Here is a 14,877-nt window from a genome sequence, read left to right as displayed (position 1 = left end):
GGATACCACCGGTCCCCTTCCCACCGAGCCGGCGGCCGCCGATCGCTCAGCCGTCGGCGCTTTCACGCTCAGCCATCGATCAGCGACCGCCACTCGGCGACCTTGGAGGCGTCCACCGGGGACTGCCACCCGTCGACGCGCACCGCGCCGCCGACGTGGAAGGCGTCGAACCCGGCCGCCCGCAGACCCCGCAGGTGCTCGGCCCGCAGGCCGCCGCCGATCAGGATCCGCTGCCCGTACCCGGGCTCGCCGGCCCGGGCCAGCTCGGCCAGCAGCACCTCGCGGCCCGCGTCCACGCCGCCGGCCGCGCCCGAGGTGAGGAAGGTGTCCAGCCCGGGCAGCGCTCCCACGGCGGCGCGCACGGCGGCGCGGTCCGCACTGTGGTCGACCGCCCGGTGGAAGGTCCAACGGCACCCCGCCACCGCCTCGGCGACGGCCTCGGTGGCGGCCAGGTCGACCGCGCCCTCGGCGTCCAGGAAGCCGAAGACGAACTCGTCGGCGCCCTCCGCCCGCAGCGCGGCGGCACGGGCCCGCAGCTCGTCCAGGTCGCCCGGGGCGAAGCCGTCCCGGACGCGCAGCATGACGCGCAGCGGGATCTCCACGGCGGCACGGATCCTGGCGAAGTCCTCGACCGCCGGGGTGAGCCCGTCGGCGGCCATGTCGGTGACCAGTTCGAGCCGGTCGGCGCCGCCCGACTCGGCGGCCTGGGCGTCCTGGGGCGTCAGCGCGATGACTTCGAAAATTGGTCTAGACATATCAGACAGCCTGCCACATCCGACAGCCCCCGGCGAGCCCCCGGCACCCGGTCGGTCAGGCCACCGAGCGGGTACCGCGCGCACTCCGGCCGGCGACCACGGCCACCGCCATCATCGCCACCGCCACCGCGCCGAGCAGCGGCAACAGGTACCACATACCACCGACCTCCTCCCAGAGGCTGAACAGGCTGAAACCAAGGGTCAGCGGCAGCAACGCCAGGCCGATCGCGGCCGGCACCAGCCAGCCGCGCACCACGGCGAGCAGCAGCAGCACCGGCAGGAGCAGCAGCACGGACGACCACGGCCCGTTCATCAGCGAGTGCGTGTCGTAGCCGCCCTGGGCGGCCACCACCAGGCCGCCACCGACCGCCGACGCCAGCACCAGGACGCGGGTGCGCAGCCCGGGCTCGCTCAGCAGCTCGCGCGGCGCGGCGACCACCAGCAGACCGGAGAGCAGAAGGGGCAGCTGCGAGGCGCCCGTGTAGGACACCCACCACCAGCTGAACTGCTCCGGCCGGAACGCGTCGGCCATCCCGAGCAGCCCGACCGCCATCACCGCGACCGAGAGGACCCGTGCGGCCGTCCACCGCCCCAGCAGCGCGGCGACGGCCAGCAGCATGGTCGCCACCGGCTGGGCGAAGATCGTCAGGTGCAGCAGGCTCGACGAGGAGCCCTCCAGCCGCCGGGCGATGCCCTCCGAGTCGGTGACCCAGGGGAAGAGCCCGAGCCCGGCCAGCGCACCGGCGATCAGCGGTGCGGCCAGCGCCAGCACCCGCCCGCGCGTGGAGAAGGCGGTCACCCCGGTACGCACCCGCAGGCCGTACGCGGCGAGGTCGAGCATCTCCCGGAGGATCGCCGGTCGGCCCGCCTCGGCCGTGGTGTCGAAGAAGACGGCGGCCAGCTCGTCGCCGCGCTCGCGGCGGTAGCGGGCCGGGTAGACCTGGAGCACGGCCCGCAGGACGGCGGCGGGTATCGAGACGGTGGGTGTGGAGATGGTGGGTGTCGTCATGCCAAGGCCCCCCTGACCCTCGGGCGGATAACGGCGAGGCGGCGCTCCGCCTCGGTGGCGACCGCCCGCAGGCGCTCCGCCTCGGTGGCCAGCGCGGCCCGGCCGGCGACGGTCAGGGCGTAGGAGCGCCGGGCCCGGCCGTCCACCACCTCTTCGGCCGCGACCTCGATCAGGCCCTGCTGGAGCAGCCGGTCGAGCGCGCCGTAGAGCGTGCCGGTCCGCATGGTGACCCGGCCGTCGGAGATCGCGGCGACCTCCTGGATCAGCGCATAGCCGTGTCTGGGTGCGTCCGCCAGTGCGGTGAGCAGAAGCAGCGTGGGCTCCTGCATGGAGCGTTCTGTCATACGACTACATATATCGTCAACCTACCTATAGGTCCAGCGGAACCCCCCGATCGCCCCCGGGAACCGTCAGAATGTGGCCATGCCGAACACGCCGGACGCACCCGCCGACACGTCTGCCGACGCACCCGCCGACGCCCCCGCCGACCTGCTCGCCGCCTGGACGGCCCTGCTGCTGCGCTGCGGCGCGGGCGGCGACCCCGAGCCCGCCGGGCGCGAACTGCTGCGCCGCTGGGCCGAGCCGCAGCGCCGGTACCACACCGTCGGGCACCTGCGGGCGGTGCTCGCCCACGTGGACGCGCTGGCCGAGCACGCCGACGACCCGGACACCGTCCGGCTGGCCGCCTGGTTCCACGACGCGGTCTACCGGCCCGACCGCTCGGAGAACGAGGAGCGCAGCGCCGCCCTGGCCGTCCGGGCCCTCACCGAGGCCGGCCTGCCCGCCGCCCGGGTGGCCGGGGTCGAGCGGCTGGTCCGGCTCACCGTCACCCACCACCCCGAGCCGGGCGACCGGGACGGCGAGGTGCTCTGCGACGCGGATCTGGCGGTCCTCGGCGGCCTCCCGCAGGAGTACGCGGCCTATGCGGCCGCCGTCCGCGAGGAGTACGCGTTCGTCCCCGATCCCGACTTCCGGGCCGGGCGCGCCGCGATCCTGCGCCAGCTGCTCGCGCTCCCCGCGCTGTACCGCACCCCCGCCGCCCGCGACCGCTTCGACGCACCCGCCCGCGCCAACCTGGCGGCCGAGCTCGGCCGGCTCGACCCGTAGCCGCCCGCCCTCAGGGCCCGTCATCCGGATCACGCCGGCGGATCGAGAAGGCCGGGCCGGGCGGGATCACCGGATCAGGAGAGCCCGCCGACGGGCGCCACCACCGCGCCCTCCTTGCCGCACACCCAGTGCGGCTCCGGCCCCAGCTCGGGCTCGACGCTCAGCGCGTGCGGGTCCCCGTCGGCGGCGCACCCGGCACACAGCGGCCAGCGGCCGTACGCCTCCAGCAGCGCGTCCTGGACGTCCTGGGCGACCAGCCCGAGGACGTACTCGGTGCCGTCCGGCCACTGCTCCAGCCACCAGCGCCGGTGCGTCACGGCCTCCTCCACCAGCGACACCACGGCGGCGTCCGCCACGTCCCGGGCGGTCAGGTCGGCGAGGATCAGCGCCCGCGCGCTGTGCAGGGCGGTCTCGATGTCGTCAGCGGTGGCAGCCATCCGTCCATTGTCCCAAAGCCCGGCCCGAACCCCGCCCGGGCACCGGATTCCCGACGGCCCCGCGAAACGCCGCACGGGCGGCCCCCCGAAGGGAACCGCCCGTGCTGCGAAGAACAGCCGATCCGCGAGGGGATCAGAAGTCCATGTCACCGCCCGGCATGCCGCCGCCGGCGGCCGCAGCGGCCTTCTCCGGCTTGTCGGCGATGACGGCCTCGGTGGTGAGGAAGAGCGCCGCGATGGAGGCGGCGTTCTGCAGCGCGGAGCGCGTGACCTTGGCCGGGTCGATGATGCCCGCGGCGACCAGGTCGACGTACTCGTTGGTGGCGGCGTTCAGGCCGTGACCGGCGGGGAGGTTGCGCACCTTCTCCACCACGACGCCACCCTCCAGGCCGGCGTTGGTCGCGATCTGCTTGATCGGGGCCTCCAGCGCGACCTTGACGATGTTGGCACCGGTGGCCTCGTCGCCCTCCAGCTCCAGCTTGTCGAAGGCGACGGACGCCTGCAGCAGCGCGACGCCACCACCGGCGACGATGCCCTCCTCGACGGCGGCCTTCGCGTTGCGGACGGCGTCCTCGATGCGGTGCTTGCGCTCCTTGAGCTCCACCTCGGTGGCCGCGCCGGCCTTGATGACGGCCACGCCGCCGGCCAGCTTGGCGAGGCGCTCCTGGAGCTTCTCGCGGTCGTAGTCCGAGTCGCTGTTCTCGATCTCGGCACGGATCTGGTTCACGCGGCCGGCGACCTGGTCGCTGTCGCCGCCACCGTCGACGATGGTGGTCTCGTCCTTGGTGATGACCACCTTGCGGGCGGTGCCCAGCAGGTCGACGCCGGCGTTCTCCAGCTTGAGGCCGACCTCCTCGGAGATCACGGTGCCACCGGTGAGGATGGCGATGTCGCCGAGCATGGCCTTGCGGCGGTCGCCGAAGCCCGGGGCCTTGACGGCGACGGACTTGAAGGTGCCGCGGATCTTGTTCACGACCAGGGTCGACAGGGCCTCGCCCTCGACGTCCTCGGCGATGATGACGAGCGGCTTGCCGCTCTGCATGACCTTCTCCAGCAGCGGGAGCAGGTCCTTGACCGAGCCGATCTTGGAGTTGGCGATGAGGATGTACGGGTCCTCGAACGTCGCCTCCATCCGCTCCAGGTCGGTGGCGAAGTAGGCGGAGATGTAGCCCTTGTCGAAGCGCATGCCCTCGGTGAGCTCAAGCTCCAGACCGAAGGTGTTGCTCTCCTCGACGGTGATGACGCCTTCCTTGCCGACCTTGTCCATCGCCTCGGCGATGAGCTCGCCGATCTGGGTGTCGGCGGCCGAGATGGAGGCGGTGGAGGCGATCTGCTCCTTGGTCTCCACGTCCTTGGCCTGGGCCAGCAGCTGGTCCGAGACGGCGGCGACGGCCTTCTCGATACCGCGCTTCAGGGCCATCGGGTTGGCGCCGGCGGCGACGTTGCGCAGACCCTCGCGAACGAGCGCCTGGGCCAGCACGGTGGCGGTGGTGGTGCCGTCACCCGCGACGTCGTCGGTCTTCTTGGCGACCTCCTTGACGAGCTCGGCACCGATCTTCTCGTACGGGTCCTCGAGCTCGATCTCCTTGGCGATGGAGACACCGTCGTTGGTGATCGTGGGGGCGCCCCACTTCTTCTCCAGCACGACGTTGCGACCCTTGGGGCCGAGCGTGACCTTCACTGCGTCGGCGAGCTGGTTCATGCCACGCTCAAGGCCGCGGCGAGCTTCCTCATCAAAGGCGATGATCTTGGCCATCAGAAGTGGTCCTCCGGGACACGGTCGACTGCTCGGACCAAGGGGTGCCCGCGACGGACGGCCCTGGTGTGCGGGGGTCCTTTCCCCTACCGCTCCCGGGGGCCTCACCGACCCGGTCCGCTGTCACTCTCACGCTGTGAGTGCTAACGCCAATGATTAGCACTCCGGGTAGGCGAGTGCAAGCCCAATCGCCAACCCGCGAGCCGCACCGGCCGCCCCGGGGCACCGGATCCGGACATGGCTGCGGGCCCGTACGACGTGTCGTACGGGCCCGCAGCGAAGCAAGAGGTGCACCAGCCGATGGGCCGAGCCGAACTCCTGGGACCGGAAAGGTCAGACCGCCGCGCGGACCATGTCCGCCTGCGGGCCCTTCTGCCCCTGAGAGATCTCGAACTCGACCCGCTGGCCCTCCTCAAGGGTGCGGTAGCCGTCCATCTGGATCGCGCTGTAGTGGACGAAGACGTCCGCACCACCGTCGACCGCGATGAAGCCGTAGCCCTTCTCCGCGTTGAACCACTTGACGGTGCCCTGAGCCATTCCGAACTCCCCTAGTGCTGTGCTGGCCCTTCACGCGCCCGCAGGTCTGCGGGCCCGGGTCTGGTTGAGGCCGGCCCGGGGAACCCCCCCTGGGCACAGCCGTGCACGCCGCAATCCCCCGCCGAGCCCATCGGAGGCATCCGATGAACGGGCGATTGCGTCGACCGCGGCTGAATGTATCCGGATCGACGCCCTCTGCAACAGAGCCCGCCGCTGGGAATTCGCTAGGGGTGTCAGGGGACAGGCCGGGTGAAAGCGGGAGAAATTCCCGCATTCCACGCCGGACATAGCGGACGAATTGCCCAAATCCCCTGAAGAATTCTGACATCGGCCTGACATGTTTCAACGCCACGGCCCCGGCGCCGGTCTCAGCGGCCGGACGGATACCGGCGGTACGGGCGCGGACGGATTCGACCGCCGGTGAAAGGGGGAGGGGGAGCCCTGTTCCCGGCTGAGCCACACTCTACTCCGACTTGACCGGGAAATATTCCGGCCGGAATGCGACCAGCCGCCCGCGCGTACGGGAAGCGGAATTCCGTACGCGCGAACGGCTGGTCGAAGAACCGGGCGGCCGGCCGGGGAGCCGGGCGACCGATCCGGGAAGGGGCGGCTCAGCAGCCGCCGGCCACCGCGGGGATGATCGAGATGCCGGCGCCGTCCTTGATCTCGGTGGCCAGGCCCTCCGCGAAGCGCACGTCGTCGTCGTTGACGTAGACGTTGACGAAACGGCGCAGCTTTCCGGCGTCGTCCAGGATGCGGGCGGAGATGCCCGCGTGGTTGTTCTCCAGGTCGGCGATGACCTCACCCAGGGTGGCGCCCTCGGCGGTCACCTCGGCGACGCCGCCGGTGTAGGTGCGCAGGATGGTCGGGATGCGGACGGTGGCGCTCATGGGGGCTTCTCCTTGCTGCGGGTGGGTCAGGCGGAGGCGAGGCCGGCGTCGCGGAACGACGCCAGCGTCGGGCGGATCACGGCGGTCATGCCGGCGTCGGAGACGGCGTCCAGGGTCTTCAGACCGTCGCCGGTGTTGATCGCGACGGTCTCCTTGGCCGGGTCCAGCTGTCCGGTCTCGACCAGCTTCTTCAGCACGCCGACGGTCACCCCGCCCGCGGTCTCGGCGAAGACGCCCTCGGTGCGGGCCAGCAGCTTGATCGCGGCCACCACCTCGGCGTCGGTGACGTCCTCGACGGCGCCGCCGGTGCGGCGGGCGATGTCCAGCACGTACGGGCCGTCGGCCGGGTTGCCGATGGCCAGCGACTTGGCGATGGTGTCCGGCTTGACCGGGCGGATCACGTCGTGGCCGGCCTTGAAGGCGGCCGACACCGGCGAGCAGCCCTCTGCCTGGGCGCCGAAGATCCGGTACGGCCGGTCCTCGACCAGGCCGAGCCTGATCAGCTCCTGCAGGCCCTTGTCGATCTTCGTCAGCTGCGACCCCGAGGCGATCGGGATGACGATCTGCTCCGGCAGCCGCCAGCCGAGCTGCTCGCAGATCTCGTACGCCAGCGTCTTGGAGCCCTCGCCGTAGTACGGGCGCAGGTTGACGTTGACGAAGCCCCAGCCCTCACCGGCCGGGTCGCCGATCAGCTCCGAGCAGAAGCGGTTCACATCGTCGTAGTTGCCCTCGATGCCGACCAGCTCGCCGCCGTAGACACCGGCCATCACGACCTTGCCCTGCTCCAGGTCGTGCGGGATGAACACGCAGGACTTGAAACCGGCCCGGGCCGCCGCCGCGCCCACCGCACCGGCCAGGTTGCCGGTCGACGAGCAGGACAGGGTGGTGAAGCCGAAGGCCCGCGCGGCCTCGATGGCGCACGCCACCACGCGGTCCTTGAACGAGTGCGTCGGGTTGCCCGAGTCGTCCTTGATGTGCAGCTGGGCGGTGAATCCGAGCTCGCGGCCCAGGTTGTCCGCCTTCACCAGCGGGGTCCACCCCGGGTTCAGGTTCGGCTTGCCGGCGACGTCGGCCGGCACCGGCAGCAGCGGGGCGTAGCGCCAGATCGACGCCGGTCCGGCCTCGATCCGCTTGCGCAGCTCCTCGGCGCTCTCGCTGCCGAAGTCGTAGGCGATCTCCAGCGGCCCGAAACACTCGACACAGGCGAAGCTCGGACCGAGCGGGAACCGGGTGCCGCACTCCCGACAGGACAGGGCGGCGGCGGGGCCGAGGTCAACGGATGCGGGTGCGGGTGCAACGGTGTCGATAGCCATGATGGCGGAGGCCTCTCTCCTCATCTTCCCCGTGACGCGGGCGCGCCACAGGCCGGAATTGGCACCTGTCCCGCCGGGGCCTGTCGAACAGCCGCGCGAGAAGGTTGCCGGGACGTCAACGGGCCGTTCCCTCAGTCCCTCTGGATGAGCTCTATGAAGTTGTTGGTCGTGCTCAGCGGTGACCCCGGCGTGCGAAGGTCCGACCGCTGTACGAAGACTGTATCCGAAGGCGTCAAGCCTGAACGGGACCGTCCGCCACGCGAGATGACCTGTCCCACCCGCCCAGCCGAGGAGTGCGCCCGTGCCCGCCGAACCGATCCCCGCGCTGCTACCGGAGGCCGCGTCCTGGCTGCGCCGCCGCTCCTGGAGCGCGGCCGACCGTCCGGTGCGCACCCTGCTTGAGGCCAAGCGGGTGGCGGGCCGGGCCGGCACCGTCAGCGTGGTGCTGCCGGCCCTGGACGAGGAGGCCACCGTCGGCGACATCGTCCGGACCATCCGCCGCGAGCTGATGGAGCGCCTGCCGCTGGTCGACGAACTCGTCGTCGTCGACTCCGGATCCGTGGACGGCACCGCCGCCGCGGCCGCCGCGGCCGGCGCCCGGGTGGTCCACCGCGACGACATCCTGCCCCGGCTGCCCGCCGCCCCCGGCAAGGGCGAGGTGCTCTGGCGCTCACTGCTGGCCACCAGCGGCGAGATCGTCTGCTTCGTCGACGCCGACCTGCGCGAGTTCGACCCCGCCTTCGTCTCCGGCATCGTCGGCCCGCTGCTCACCGAACCCGGGATCCAGCTGGTCAAGGCCATGTACGACCGCCCGCTGGAGACCGACGGCGCGATCGTGCCGGCCGGCGGCGGCCGGGTCACCGAGCTCGTCGCCCGCCCGCTGCTCAACCTGCACTGGCCGGAACTCGCCGGTTTCGTCCAGCCGCTCGGCGGCGAGTACGCGGCCCGCCGTTCGCTGCTCGAACGGCTGCCCTTCCCCACCGGCTACGGCGTCGAGCTGGGCCTGCTGGTCGACGCCCTGGAGACGGCCGGCCTCGACGCCCTCGCCCAGGTGGACGTCGGCGTGCGCCACCACCGCCACCAGGACGGCCAGGCGCTCGGCCGGATGGCCGCCACCATCTACCGCACCGCCCTCGAACGGCTCGACCGCGCCCACCGGCTCAAGGCCTCCGCCGACCTGCTGCACCCGTGGCTCACCCAGTTCACCCGCGACCCGGACACCCGCGCGTTCACCGCACACACGCACCCGGTCACCGCCGTCGAGCGCCCCCCGATGCACACCGTCCCCGAGTACGTGAACCGCCACCTCCCCCGCTGAGGGGTTTGCGGGCCCGGAGCCACGGCAACGTACCAACCATGGGCGATCTCACGACCGAACGTTCGAGTCCGACCGGCACCGCCCCCGTCCTGGTGGCATCCAACCGGGGGCCGGTGTCGTTCAGCGCCGCGGAGGACGGCACCCTGACCCTCCGCCGGGGCGGCGGCGGCCTGGTCTCCGGGCTCTCCGCCATCGACGACCCCAACGCCGTCTGGGTCTGCGCCGCACTGGGCGAGGCGGACCGCCGAGCGGCCCGGCAGGCCCCCGACGGACGCCTCGACCTCGCCGGCCACGACGTCGGCGGCCAGGCCGTCCGGATGCTGGACATCGACCCGGAGACCTTCGCCCGCGCCTACAACGGCGTCGCCAACTCCACCCTCTGGTTCGTCCACCACCTGCTCTACGCCACCCCGACCGCCCCCTCCTTCGACGCCGGCTTCCGCACCGAGTGGCAGGCCTACCAGGCGTACAACACCGCCTTCGCCGAGGCGCTGGCCGCCGAGGCCGCCCCGGGCGCGGCCGTCCTCGTCCAGGACTACCACCTCTCGCTCGTCCCCGGACTGCTCCGCGCACTCCGCCCCGACCTGCGGATCGGCCACTTCTCGCACACCCCGTGGGCCCCGCCCGAGTACTTCCGGCTGCTGCCCGACGACGTCGCCGAGGCCGTCCTGACCGGCATCCTCGGCTCCGACCGGGCCGGCTTCCTGACCCGCCGCTGGGCGCTGGCCTTCGCCGAGTGCTGCGCGGACCAGCTCGGCGCCACCGTCGACCGCGACGCCCTCACCGTCACCCTCCCGCCGACCGGGGGCGCCGCCACCGGCCGCACCACCCGCCTCGGCGTGCACGCCCTCGGCGCCGACGCCGACTTCCTGCGCGAGCGGTCCCACCGCCCGGACGTCGACGAGCGCCTGGCCGCCCTGCGCGAGGCCGTGGGCGGGCGCCGCACGATCGTCCGGGTCGACCGCACCGAGCTGAGCAAGAACATCGTCCGCGGGTTCCAGGCCTACCGGCACCTGCTGCGCACCCGGCCCGACTGGCGGGACGAGGTCGTCCACATCGCCTTCGCCTACCCCTCCCGCACCGACCTCGCCGAGTACCGGGCGTACACGGCCGAGGTCCGGCGCCTCGCCGAGGAGGTCAACGCGGAGTTCGCCACGCCCACCTGGCAGCCGCTGATCGTGCACCTCGACGACGACTTCCCGCGGTCGCTGGCCGCCTACCGGATGGCCGACGTGGCCCTGGTCAACCCGATCAGGGACGGCATGAACCTGGTCGCCAAGGAGGTCCCGGTGGTCTCCGACCAGGGCTGCGCCCTGGTCCTGTCACGCGAGGCCGGCGCCCACGCGGAGCTCGCCGACGAGGCGATCAGCGTCAACCCGTACGACGTCATCGCCACCGCCGAGGCCCTGCACACCGCGCTCACCATGCCCGCCGACGAGCGCGCCGAGCGGACCAAGCGGCTGGCCGCCGCCGCGACCGCGCTGCCGCCCCAGCAGTGGTTCCTGGACCAGCTCAACGCCCTCGGCTGAGCTCCTCCCCCAGGGCCGTCAGCAGCCCCACCACGCCGGCCGGGCCCGCGACCACCAGGTCCGCCCGGTCGGCGAGCTCCCGCACGGGCGCGTCGCCGTCCACCGTCCCGCTGCACACCAGCAGCCCGGCCAGGCCCTCCCCGCGCAGCTTCTCCACCGCCGCGAAGGCCGGCACGTCCCCCAGGTCGTCCCCGGCGTACAGCACCGCCCGGGCCTCCCGCTCCCGCAGGAAGCCGGTCAGCGCGGCGCCCTTGTCCACCCCCGGCGGCCGCAGCTCCAGCACCAGCCGGCCCGGCTCCACCACCAGCCCGTGCTCGGCGGCCAGCGCCTCGACCGGCGCACGAAGCAGCTCGAACGCCTCCTGCGGTGCCTCCGTCCGCCGGGTGTGCACCGCGAGCGAGCGCCCCTTGTCCTCCACCCACGTCCCGTCCGGCGCGCGGACCCCGGCCAGTACGGCCGGCAGCACCTCCCGGACCGCCGCCACCCCCGGGTGCACCGGTGGGGCCGTGACCTCGCCCGCCTCCCAGCGCTCGGCGCCGTAGTGCCCGAGCACCACCACGCCCCCGACCGCGCCGAACCCGCCGTACTCCACGGCCAGCGCCGCCGGCCGCCCGGTCACCACGACGATCGACCCGATGTGCGGGGCGAGGCCGCGCAGCGCCTGCGCCACCCCCGGATGCGCCCGCGCCCGGCTCGGATCGGCCACGATCGGCGCCAGCGTCCCGTCGAAGTCCAGCGCGACCACCGCGTCCCGGGGCGAGGCGAGTACCGCCTCCAGCCCCGCACGCCCGGCATCCGTCCTCGGCAGCGACACGTCCTCAAGGCCCATGTCCGGACCCTACCCACGTCCCCCGGCGGCTAGCCGCCGATTCCGCCCGACCGCCACGTCCGCCAGACCTAGCGGGCCGCCCGCCGGGCCTCCCGCACCCGCCGCAGCCGGTTCACCAGCACCGGTGCGTGCGCCAGCGCCTCCGGCCGGTCCAGCAGCGCGTTCAGCAGCTGGTAGTACCGCGTACCGGAGAGCCCCAGCTCCTCCCGGATCGCCCGCTCCTTCGCCCCCGCGGTACGCCACTGGCGCCCCTCCAGCTCCAGCACCGCCAGATCCCGCTCGCTCAGCTCACCCATGCCCGACCCGCCTCCGTCCACTACGGAGTGTCATTCTCACCCCCGGCTCGGACACACTCTGCGCCCTCCACACCACCGGCCGCCGGGCTAGCGTCGACGGTATGACCGACAGCTTCGCCGTGCACATCCCCACCGCCGACCTCGAACCCGACCCGCTCGACCCGGCCCAGATCGTCTCCGGCACCCCCGAGGTCTCCGGCCGGGTGCTCTGGGAGTCCCCCGACGGCCGCCAGCTGCGCGGCATCTGGCAGATCACCCCGGGCGTGGTCACCGACGTCGAGGCCGACGAGCTGTTCGTGGTGCTCAGCGGCCGGGCCACCGTCGAGGTCGACGGCGGCCCGACCCTGGAGGTCGGCCCCGGTGACTGCGCCGTCCTGCGGGCCGGCGACCACACCACCTGGACCGTCCACGAGACCCTCCGCAAGGCCTACGCGATCACGCTCGCCTGACACCCCCCGAGAGCGTCGGCACAGCCGACACCGCCCGCCCCCACGGCCCCGGGTTCACCTGCGGACCCGGGCCGTCTCCTTCACCGCGGCGTCCTGCAGCCCCTCCAGCACCTGCTTGGCGTCGCCCGTGACGGCACCGCCGATCCCCGCCTTGATCCGGTTGCTGACGTCCGCCCACGCCGGGTCCCCGAACGGGTAGAAGCTCGCGTTGGTGAGCCCCGCGGCGAACTGCTTCAGATCCTCGTGCCGGCCGTCCGAGGTCATCGCGGTGAAGGCGTCCTGGGTGACCGGCAGCAGGTTGTAGGCCTCGTCGAACTTCAGCTGGTTGTCCTTGGTGTAGACGAAGGACAGGAACTTCTTGATCTCGTTCTTGTGCCCGTTGGCCTTGAACGCCATCATCCAGTCGGCCACCCCGAGGCTCCCGGTCCTGGCCAGCCCGTCCTTGCGCGGGATCGGCGCCGTCCCGAAGTCGATCTTCCCCGCGGAGGCCATCCGCAGCAGCGTCGGGTGCCCGTTCAGCATCGCCACCTTGCCCGCCGCGAAGTCGGTGAAGACCGGCGTGCGGTTCATCTTGCCCGGGTCGGGATAGGTCAGCCTAGTGTCGACCAGGTTGGTGCGCAGCCACCCGAAGGTGGCCTGGTTCTGCGGGCTGTCGATGGTGTAGTTGCCGACGTCGTCGGAGAGGCTGCCGCCCCCGCTCAGGGTCCACAGCATCGACTCGGCCGGCGCCTCCTCCGGGCCCAGCGGCAGTCCGTACGGGGTGACCCCGGGGACCTTCGCCTTGATCTTCTCGGCGGCCTGCCTGAGCTCGTTCCAGGTGGCCGGCGGCTGGGTGATGCCGGCCTTCTGGAAGATCGCCTTGTTGTAGAAGAGCACCCGCGAGGAGGAGACGAACGGGATGCCGAACTGCGTGCCGAGCACCTGTCCGGCGTGCGAGAACGACTCCATGATGTTGGCCTGGGTCTCCAGCGAGAGCACGTCCGCGGCGGGGTAGAGGCGCTCCGCGGCGGCCTGGTCGGCGAACCCGCCGGTCTGCAGCAGGTCGGGCGACTTCCCGCGGCCGACCAGGTCGTCGACCCGCTTGCCGATGTCGGTCCAGCTCGTCACCTCGACGTCGACCCTGATCTTCGGGTTGGCGGCCTCGAAGCGCCGGGCGACGTCGTCCCAGTACAGCTTGGAGCTGGTCTCCGGGCTCTCGCCGTAGTCGGCCGCCACCAGCCTGAGGGTGACCGTGCCGTCGTCCTGGCCGCCGCAGCCGGTGAGCAGCAGCGCTCCGGCCAGCGCGGTGCCGAGCAGCCGGGTGGGGGCCTGGGCACGCGTGTTCAACGCGGGTACCGCCTTCGGGGGGAGAGGAGGGGAAAGCAGCCGGCGGGGGAATCCGGCAGGGGGGAGGCGGCAACACTCCCAAACGCATTGCACAGTGGTCCACACCTGTGGGCGGTACGCGCCGGGTAGTTATCGAAGTGCGGGGGTCATTGCACGATGCGCAATGGCCGCGAGCCGCAAGCAGCCTCTCAAAGTGCCGCACACCACATGGTTCTGCGACAAAGCTCACCTACTTTGGACCAGACCAATCCGACAACTGGACTAGACCTCTCCGACCCGACCAAGGGAAACTGTCCTCCGTGAAGCACGTCATCGCACTCGATGTAGGCGGCACCGGCATGAAGGCCGCGCTGCTCGCCCAGGACGGCTCCGTGCTGTTCGAAGCACGCCGACCGACCGGGCGGGAGCACGGCACGGATGCCGTCGTCGCCGCCATCCTCGACTTCGCCGCCGATCTGGCGGACGAGGGCCTCAGCCGTTTCGGCGCCGCCCCGCTGGCGGCGGGCGTCGCCGTCCCGGGGACGATCGACGAGAGGAACGGCATCGCGGTCTTCTCCGCCAACCTCGGCTGGCGGGACCTCCCGCTGCGCAGGCTGCTGGGCGAGCGCCTGGCCGGGCCGGGCGGTGCCCCGATCCCGGTCGCGCTCGGCCACGACGTGCGCTCGGGCGGTCTCGCCGAGGGCCGCCTCGGCGCCGGCCGGGGGGTCGAGCGCTTCCTGTTCATCGCACTGGGCACCGGCATCGCCGGCGCCATCGGCATCGGTGGCCGGATCGAGGCCGGAGCCCACGGCTACGGCGGCGAGATCGGCCACGTGGTGGTCCGTCCCGGCGGACCGCAGTGCGGCTGCGGCGCCCGGGGCTGTCTGGAGACCCTGGCCTCCGCCTCCGCCGTCTCCCGGGCCTGGGCCGCGGCCAGCGGGGACCCCGACGCCGACGCGGCAACCTGCGCCGTCGCGGTGGACGCCGGGGATCCCCGCGCGGTCGCGGTCTGGCAGCACGCGGTGGACGCCCTCGCCGACGGGATCGTGCTGGCCCAGAGCCTGCTCGACCCGTCCACGGTGATCGTCGGCGGCGGGCTGGCCGAGGCCGGCGACACCCTCTTCACGCCCCTGCGGGCGGCGGTCTCCGAGCGGCTGACCTTCCAGATGCCCCCCGAAGTCGTCCCCGCCATGCTCAAAGACACCGCCGCGTCCCTGGGCGCGGGCCTGCTCGCCTGGGATCTGCTCTCCATGGAGGTGACCGCGTGACCGCGGACCGAACTGCACTGGCCGGCGCCCGCCTGGTCCTGCCCGGCGGTACCGTCGAGGGCGGCCGGATCACCGTCGA

16 protein-coding genes and 1 riboswitch are annotated in these 14,877 nt (G+C 72.6%); of the genes, 5 read left to right on the top strand and 11 right to left on the bottom strand.

Translation table 11 applies throughout. From position 1 onward, the window contains the following. Nucleotides 1-68 precede the first annotated feature (68 nt). Genes ACGFZP_RS35010 through ACGFZP_RS35000 form a run of 3 tightly spaced genes read right to left on the bottom strand, consistent with a single transcriptional unit; the run spans nucleotide 69 to nucleotide 2,108 of the window. The gene (locus tag ACGFZP_RS35010) at nucleotides 69-755 is read right to left on the bottom strand and encodes a copper homeostasis protein CutC (RefSeq protein WP_392940662.1); all 687 of its coding nucleotides are present in this window, start codon (nucleotides 753-755) and stop codon (nucleotides 69-71) included. Between the two features lie 55 nt (nucleotides 756-810). Further along, nucleotides 811-1,764, bottom strand: a complete 954-nt coding sequence (locus ACGFZP_RS35005) for a hypothetical protein (RefSeq protein WP_392940660.1) — start codon at nucleotides 1,762-1,764, stop codon at nucleotides 811-813. Beyond that, entirely contained in the window at nucleotides 1,761-2,108 is a 348-nt protein-coding gene (locus tag ACGFZP_RS35000) for a PadR family transcriptional regulator (RefSeq protein WP_392940659.1), read from the bottom strand. The genes ACGFZP_RS35005 and ACGFZP_RS35000 overlap by 4 nt, the downstream gene beginning before the upstream one ends. A 79-nt stretch (nucleotides 2,109-2,187) precedes the next feature. Here ACGFZP_RS35000 and ACGFZP_RS34995 point away from each other — a divergent pair, with 79 nt between their 5' ends. Beyond that, nucleotides 2,188-2,871, top strand: a complete 684-nt coding sequence (locus ACGFZP_RS34995) for a hypothetical protein (protein ID WP_392940657.1) — start codon at nucleotides 2,188-2,190, stop codon at nucleotides 2,869-2,871. A gap of 74 nt (nucleotides 2,872-2,945) precedes the next feature. Here the strand turns inward: ACGFZP_RS34995 and ACGFZP_RS34990 are convergent, their stop codons facing one another. From ACGFZP_RS34990 to thrC, 5 genes are all read right to left on the bottom strand, one after another. Next, entirely contained in the window at nucleotides 2,946-3,308 is a 363-nt protein-coding gene (locus ACGFZP_RS34990) for a hypothetical protein (RefSeq protein WP_392940655.1), read from the bottom strand. Between the two features lie 133 nt (nucleotides 3,309-3,441). Further along, nucleotides 3,442-5,064: a chaperonin GroEL gene (gene groL, locus ACGFZP_RS34985; RefSeq protein WP_392940653.1), complete on the bottom strand. Its 1,623-nt coding sequence runs from the start codon at nucleotides 5,062-5,064 to the stop codon at nucleotides 3,442-3,444. 333 nt (nucleotides 5,065-5,397) lie between these two features. Next, entirely contained in the window at nucleotides 5,398-5,601 is a 204-nt protein-coding gene (locus ACGFZP_RS34980) for a cold-shock protein (protein WP_030289665.1), read from the bottom strand. Between the two features lie 611 nt (nucleotides 5,602-6,212). Then, a complete protein-coding gene (locus ACGFZP_RS34975) occupies nucleotides 6,213-6,491 on the bottom strand; it encodes a MoaD/ThiS family protein (RefSeq protein WP_392940652.1) in 279 nt (92 codons plus the stop codon). Between the two features lie 26 nt (nucleotides 6,492-6,517). Next, nucleotides 6,518-7,804, bottom strand: a complete 1,287-nt coding sequence (gene thrC, locus ACGFZP_RS34970; protein ID WP_392940650.1) for a threonine synthase — start codon at nucleotides 7,802-7,804, stop codon at nucleotides 6,518-6,520. Nucleotides 7,805-7,821: 17 nt separating this feature from the next. Further along, nucleotides 7,822-7,955: riboswitch (SAM riboswitch) on the bottom strand. Between the two features lie 174 nt (nucleotides 7,956-8,129). Here thrC and ACGFZP_RS34965 point away from each other — a divergent pair. Then, nucleotides 8,130-9,122 carry a glucosyl-3-phosphoglycerate synthase gene (locus ACGFZP_RS34965; protein WP_392940838.1) on the top strand — a complete coding sequence of 331 codons (993 nt, stop codon included), beginning with the start codon at nucleotides 8,130-8,132 and terminating at the stop codon, nucleotides 9,120-9,122. A 38-nt stretch (nucleotides 9,123-9,160) separates the two neighbouring features. Further along, entirely contained in the window at nucleotides 9,161-10,651 is a 1,491-nt protein-coding gene (locus ACGFZP_RS34960; RefSeq protein ID WP_392940648.1) for a trehalose-6-phosphate synthase, read from the top strand. On the opposite strand, the gene otsB is transcribed toward ACGFZP_RS34960, so the two are convergent. Continuing rightward, the gene (gene otsB, locus ACGFZP_RS34955; protein ID WP_392940646.1) at nucleotides 10,635-11,480 is read right to left on the bottom strand and encodes a trehalose-phosphatase; all 846 of its coding nucleotides are present in this window, start codon (nucleotides 11,478-11,480) and stop codon (nucleotides 10,635-10,637) included. The two genes, ACGFZP_RS34960 and otsB, sit on opposite strands and share 17 nt — an antisense overlap. A 68-nt stretch (nucleotides 11,481-11,548) precedes the next feature. Further along, nucleotides 11,549-11,776, bottom strand: coding sequence for a DUF3263 domain-containing protein (locus ACGFZP_RS34950; RefSeq protein ID WP_387942368.1), 228 nt, complete (start codon nucleotides 11,774-11,776; stop codon nucleotides 11,549-11,551). 101 nt (nucleotides 11,777-11,877) lie between these two features. On the opposite strand from ACGFZP_RS34950, the gene ACGFZP_RS34945 reads away from it, so the two are divergent. Continuing rightward, on the top strand, nucleotides 11,878-12,225 hold the full coding sequence (locus ACGFZP_RS34945; protein WP_392940644.1) for a cupin domain-containing protein: 348 nt from the start codon (nucleotides 11,878-11,880) through the stop codon (nucleotides 12,223-12,225). Nucleotides 12,226-12,279: 54 nt separating this feature from the next. Here ACGFZP_RS34945 and ACGFZP_RS34940 read toward each other — a convergent pair whose 3' ends face one another. Continuing rightward, nucleotides 12,280-13,551 carry an extracellular solute-binding protein gene (locus tag ACGFZP_RS34940; protein WP_392940642.1) on the bottom strand — a complete coding sequence of 424 codons (1,272 nt, stop codon included), beginning with the start codon at nucleotides 13,549-13,551 and terminating at the stop codon, nucleotides 12,280-12,282. A gap of 299 nt (nucleotides 13,552-13,850) precedes the next feature. Between ACGFZP_RS34940 and ACGFZP_RS34935 the strand changes: the two genes are divergently transcribed. Next, complete coding sequence (locus ACGFZP_RS34935) at nucleotides 13,851-14,798, top strand: ROK family protein (RefSeq protein WP_392940640.1); 948 nt, start codon at nucleotides 13,851-13,853, stop codon at nucleotides 14,796-14,798. The last annotated feature ends 79 nt before the right edge of the window (nucleotides 14,799-14,877 follow it).

This window comes from Kitasatospora sp. NPDC048239 (assembly GCF_043202015.1).
Taxonomy (GTDB): Bacteria; Actinomycetota; Actinomycetes; order Streptomycetales; family Streptomycetaceae; genus Kitasatospora.
This window is presented reverse-complemented; position numbering and strand designations above follow the sequence as displayed.

Bases quoted from the DNA above. Each gene is read 5' to 3' on its own strand.
- ACGFZP_RS34960 (WP_392940648.1), top strand. From the start codon at position 9,161: ATGGGCGATCTCACGACCGAACGTTCGAGTCCGACCGGCACCGCCCCC.
- ACGFZP_RS34980 (WP_030289665.1), bottom strand. From the start codon at position 5,601: ATGGCTCAGGGCACCGTCAAGTGGTTCAACGCGGAGAAGGGCTACGGC.
- otsB (WP_392940646.1), bottom strand. From the start codon at position 11,480: ATGGGCCTTGAGGACGTGTCGCTGCCGAGGACGGATGCCGGGCGTGCG.
- groL (WP_392940653.1), bottom strand. From the start codon at position 5,064: ATGGCCAAGATCATCGCCTTTGATGAGGAAGCTCGCCGCGGCCTTGAG.
- thrC (WP_392940650.1), bottom strand. From the start codon at position 7,804: ATGGCTATCGACACCGTTGCACCCGCACCCGCATCCGTTGACCTCGGC.
- ACGFZP_RS34995 (WP_392940657.1), top strand. From the start codon at position 2,188: ATGCCGAACACGCCGGACGCACCCGCCGACACGTCTGCCGACGCACCC.
- ACGFZP_RS34990 (WP_392940655.1), bottom strand. From the start codon at position 3,308: ATGGCTGCCACCGCTGACGACATCGAGACCGCCCTGCACAGCGCGCGG.
- ACGFZP_RS34975 (WP_392940652.1), bottom strand. From the start codon at position 6,491: ATGAGCGCCACCGTCCGCATCCCGACCATCCTGCGCACCTACACCGGC.
- ACGFZP_RS35005 (WP_392940660.1), bottom strand. From the start codon at position 1,764: ATGACGACACCCACCATCTCCACACCCACCGTCTCGATACCCGCCGCC.
- ACGFZP_RS35000 (WP_392940659.1), bottom strand. From the start codon at position 2,108: ATGACAGAACGCTCCATGCAGGAGCCCACGCTGCTTCTGCTCACCGCA.
- ACGFZP_RS34950 (WP_387942368.1), bottom strand. From the start codon at position 11,776: ATGGGTGAGCTGAGCGAGCGGGATCTGGCGGTGCTGGAGCTGGAGGGG.
- ACGFZP_RS34945 (WP_392940644.1), top strand. From the start codon at position 11,878: ATGACCGACAGCTTCGCCGTGCACATCCCCACCGCCGACCTCGAACCC.
- ACGFZP_RS35010 (WP_392940662.1), bottom strand. From the start codon at position 755: ATGTCTAGACCAATTTTCGAAGTCATCGCGCTGACGCCCCAGGACGCC.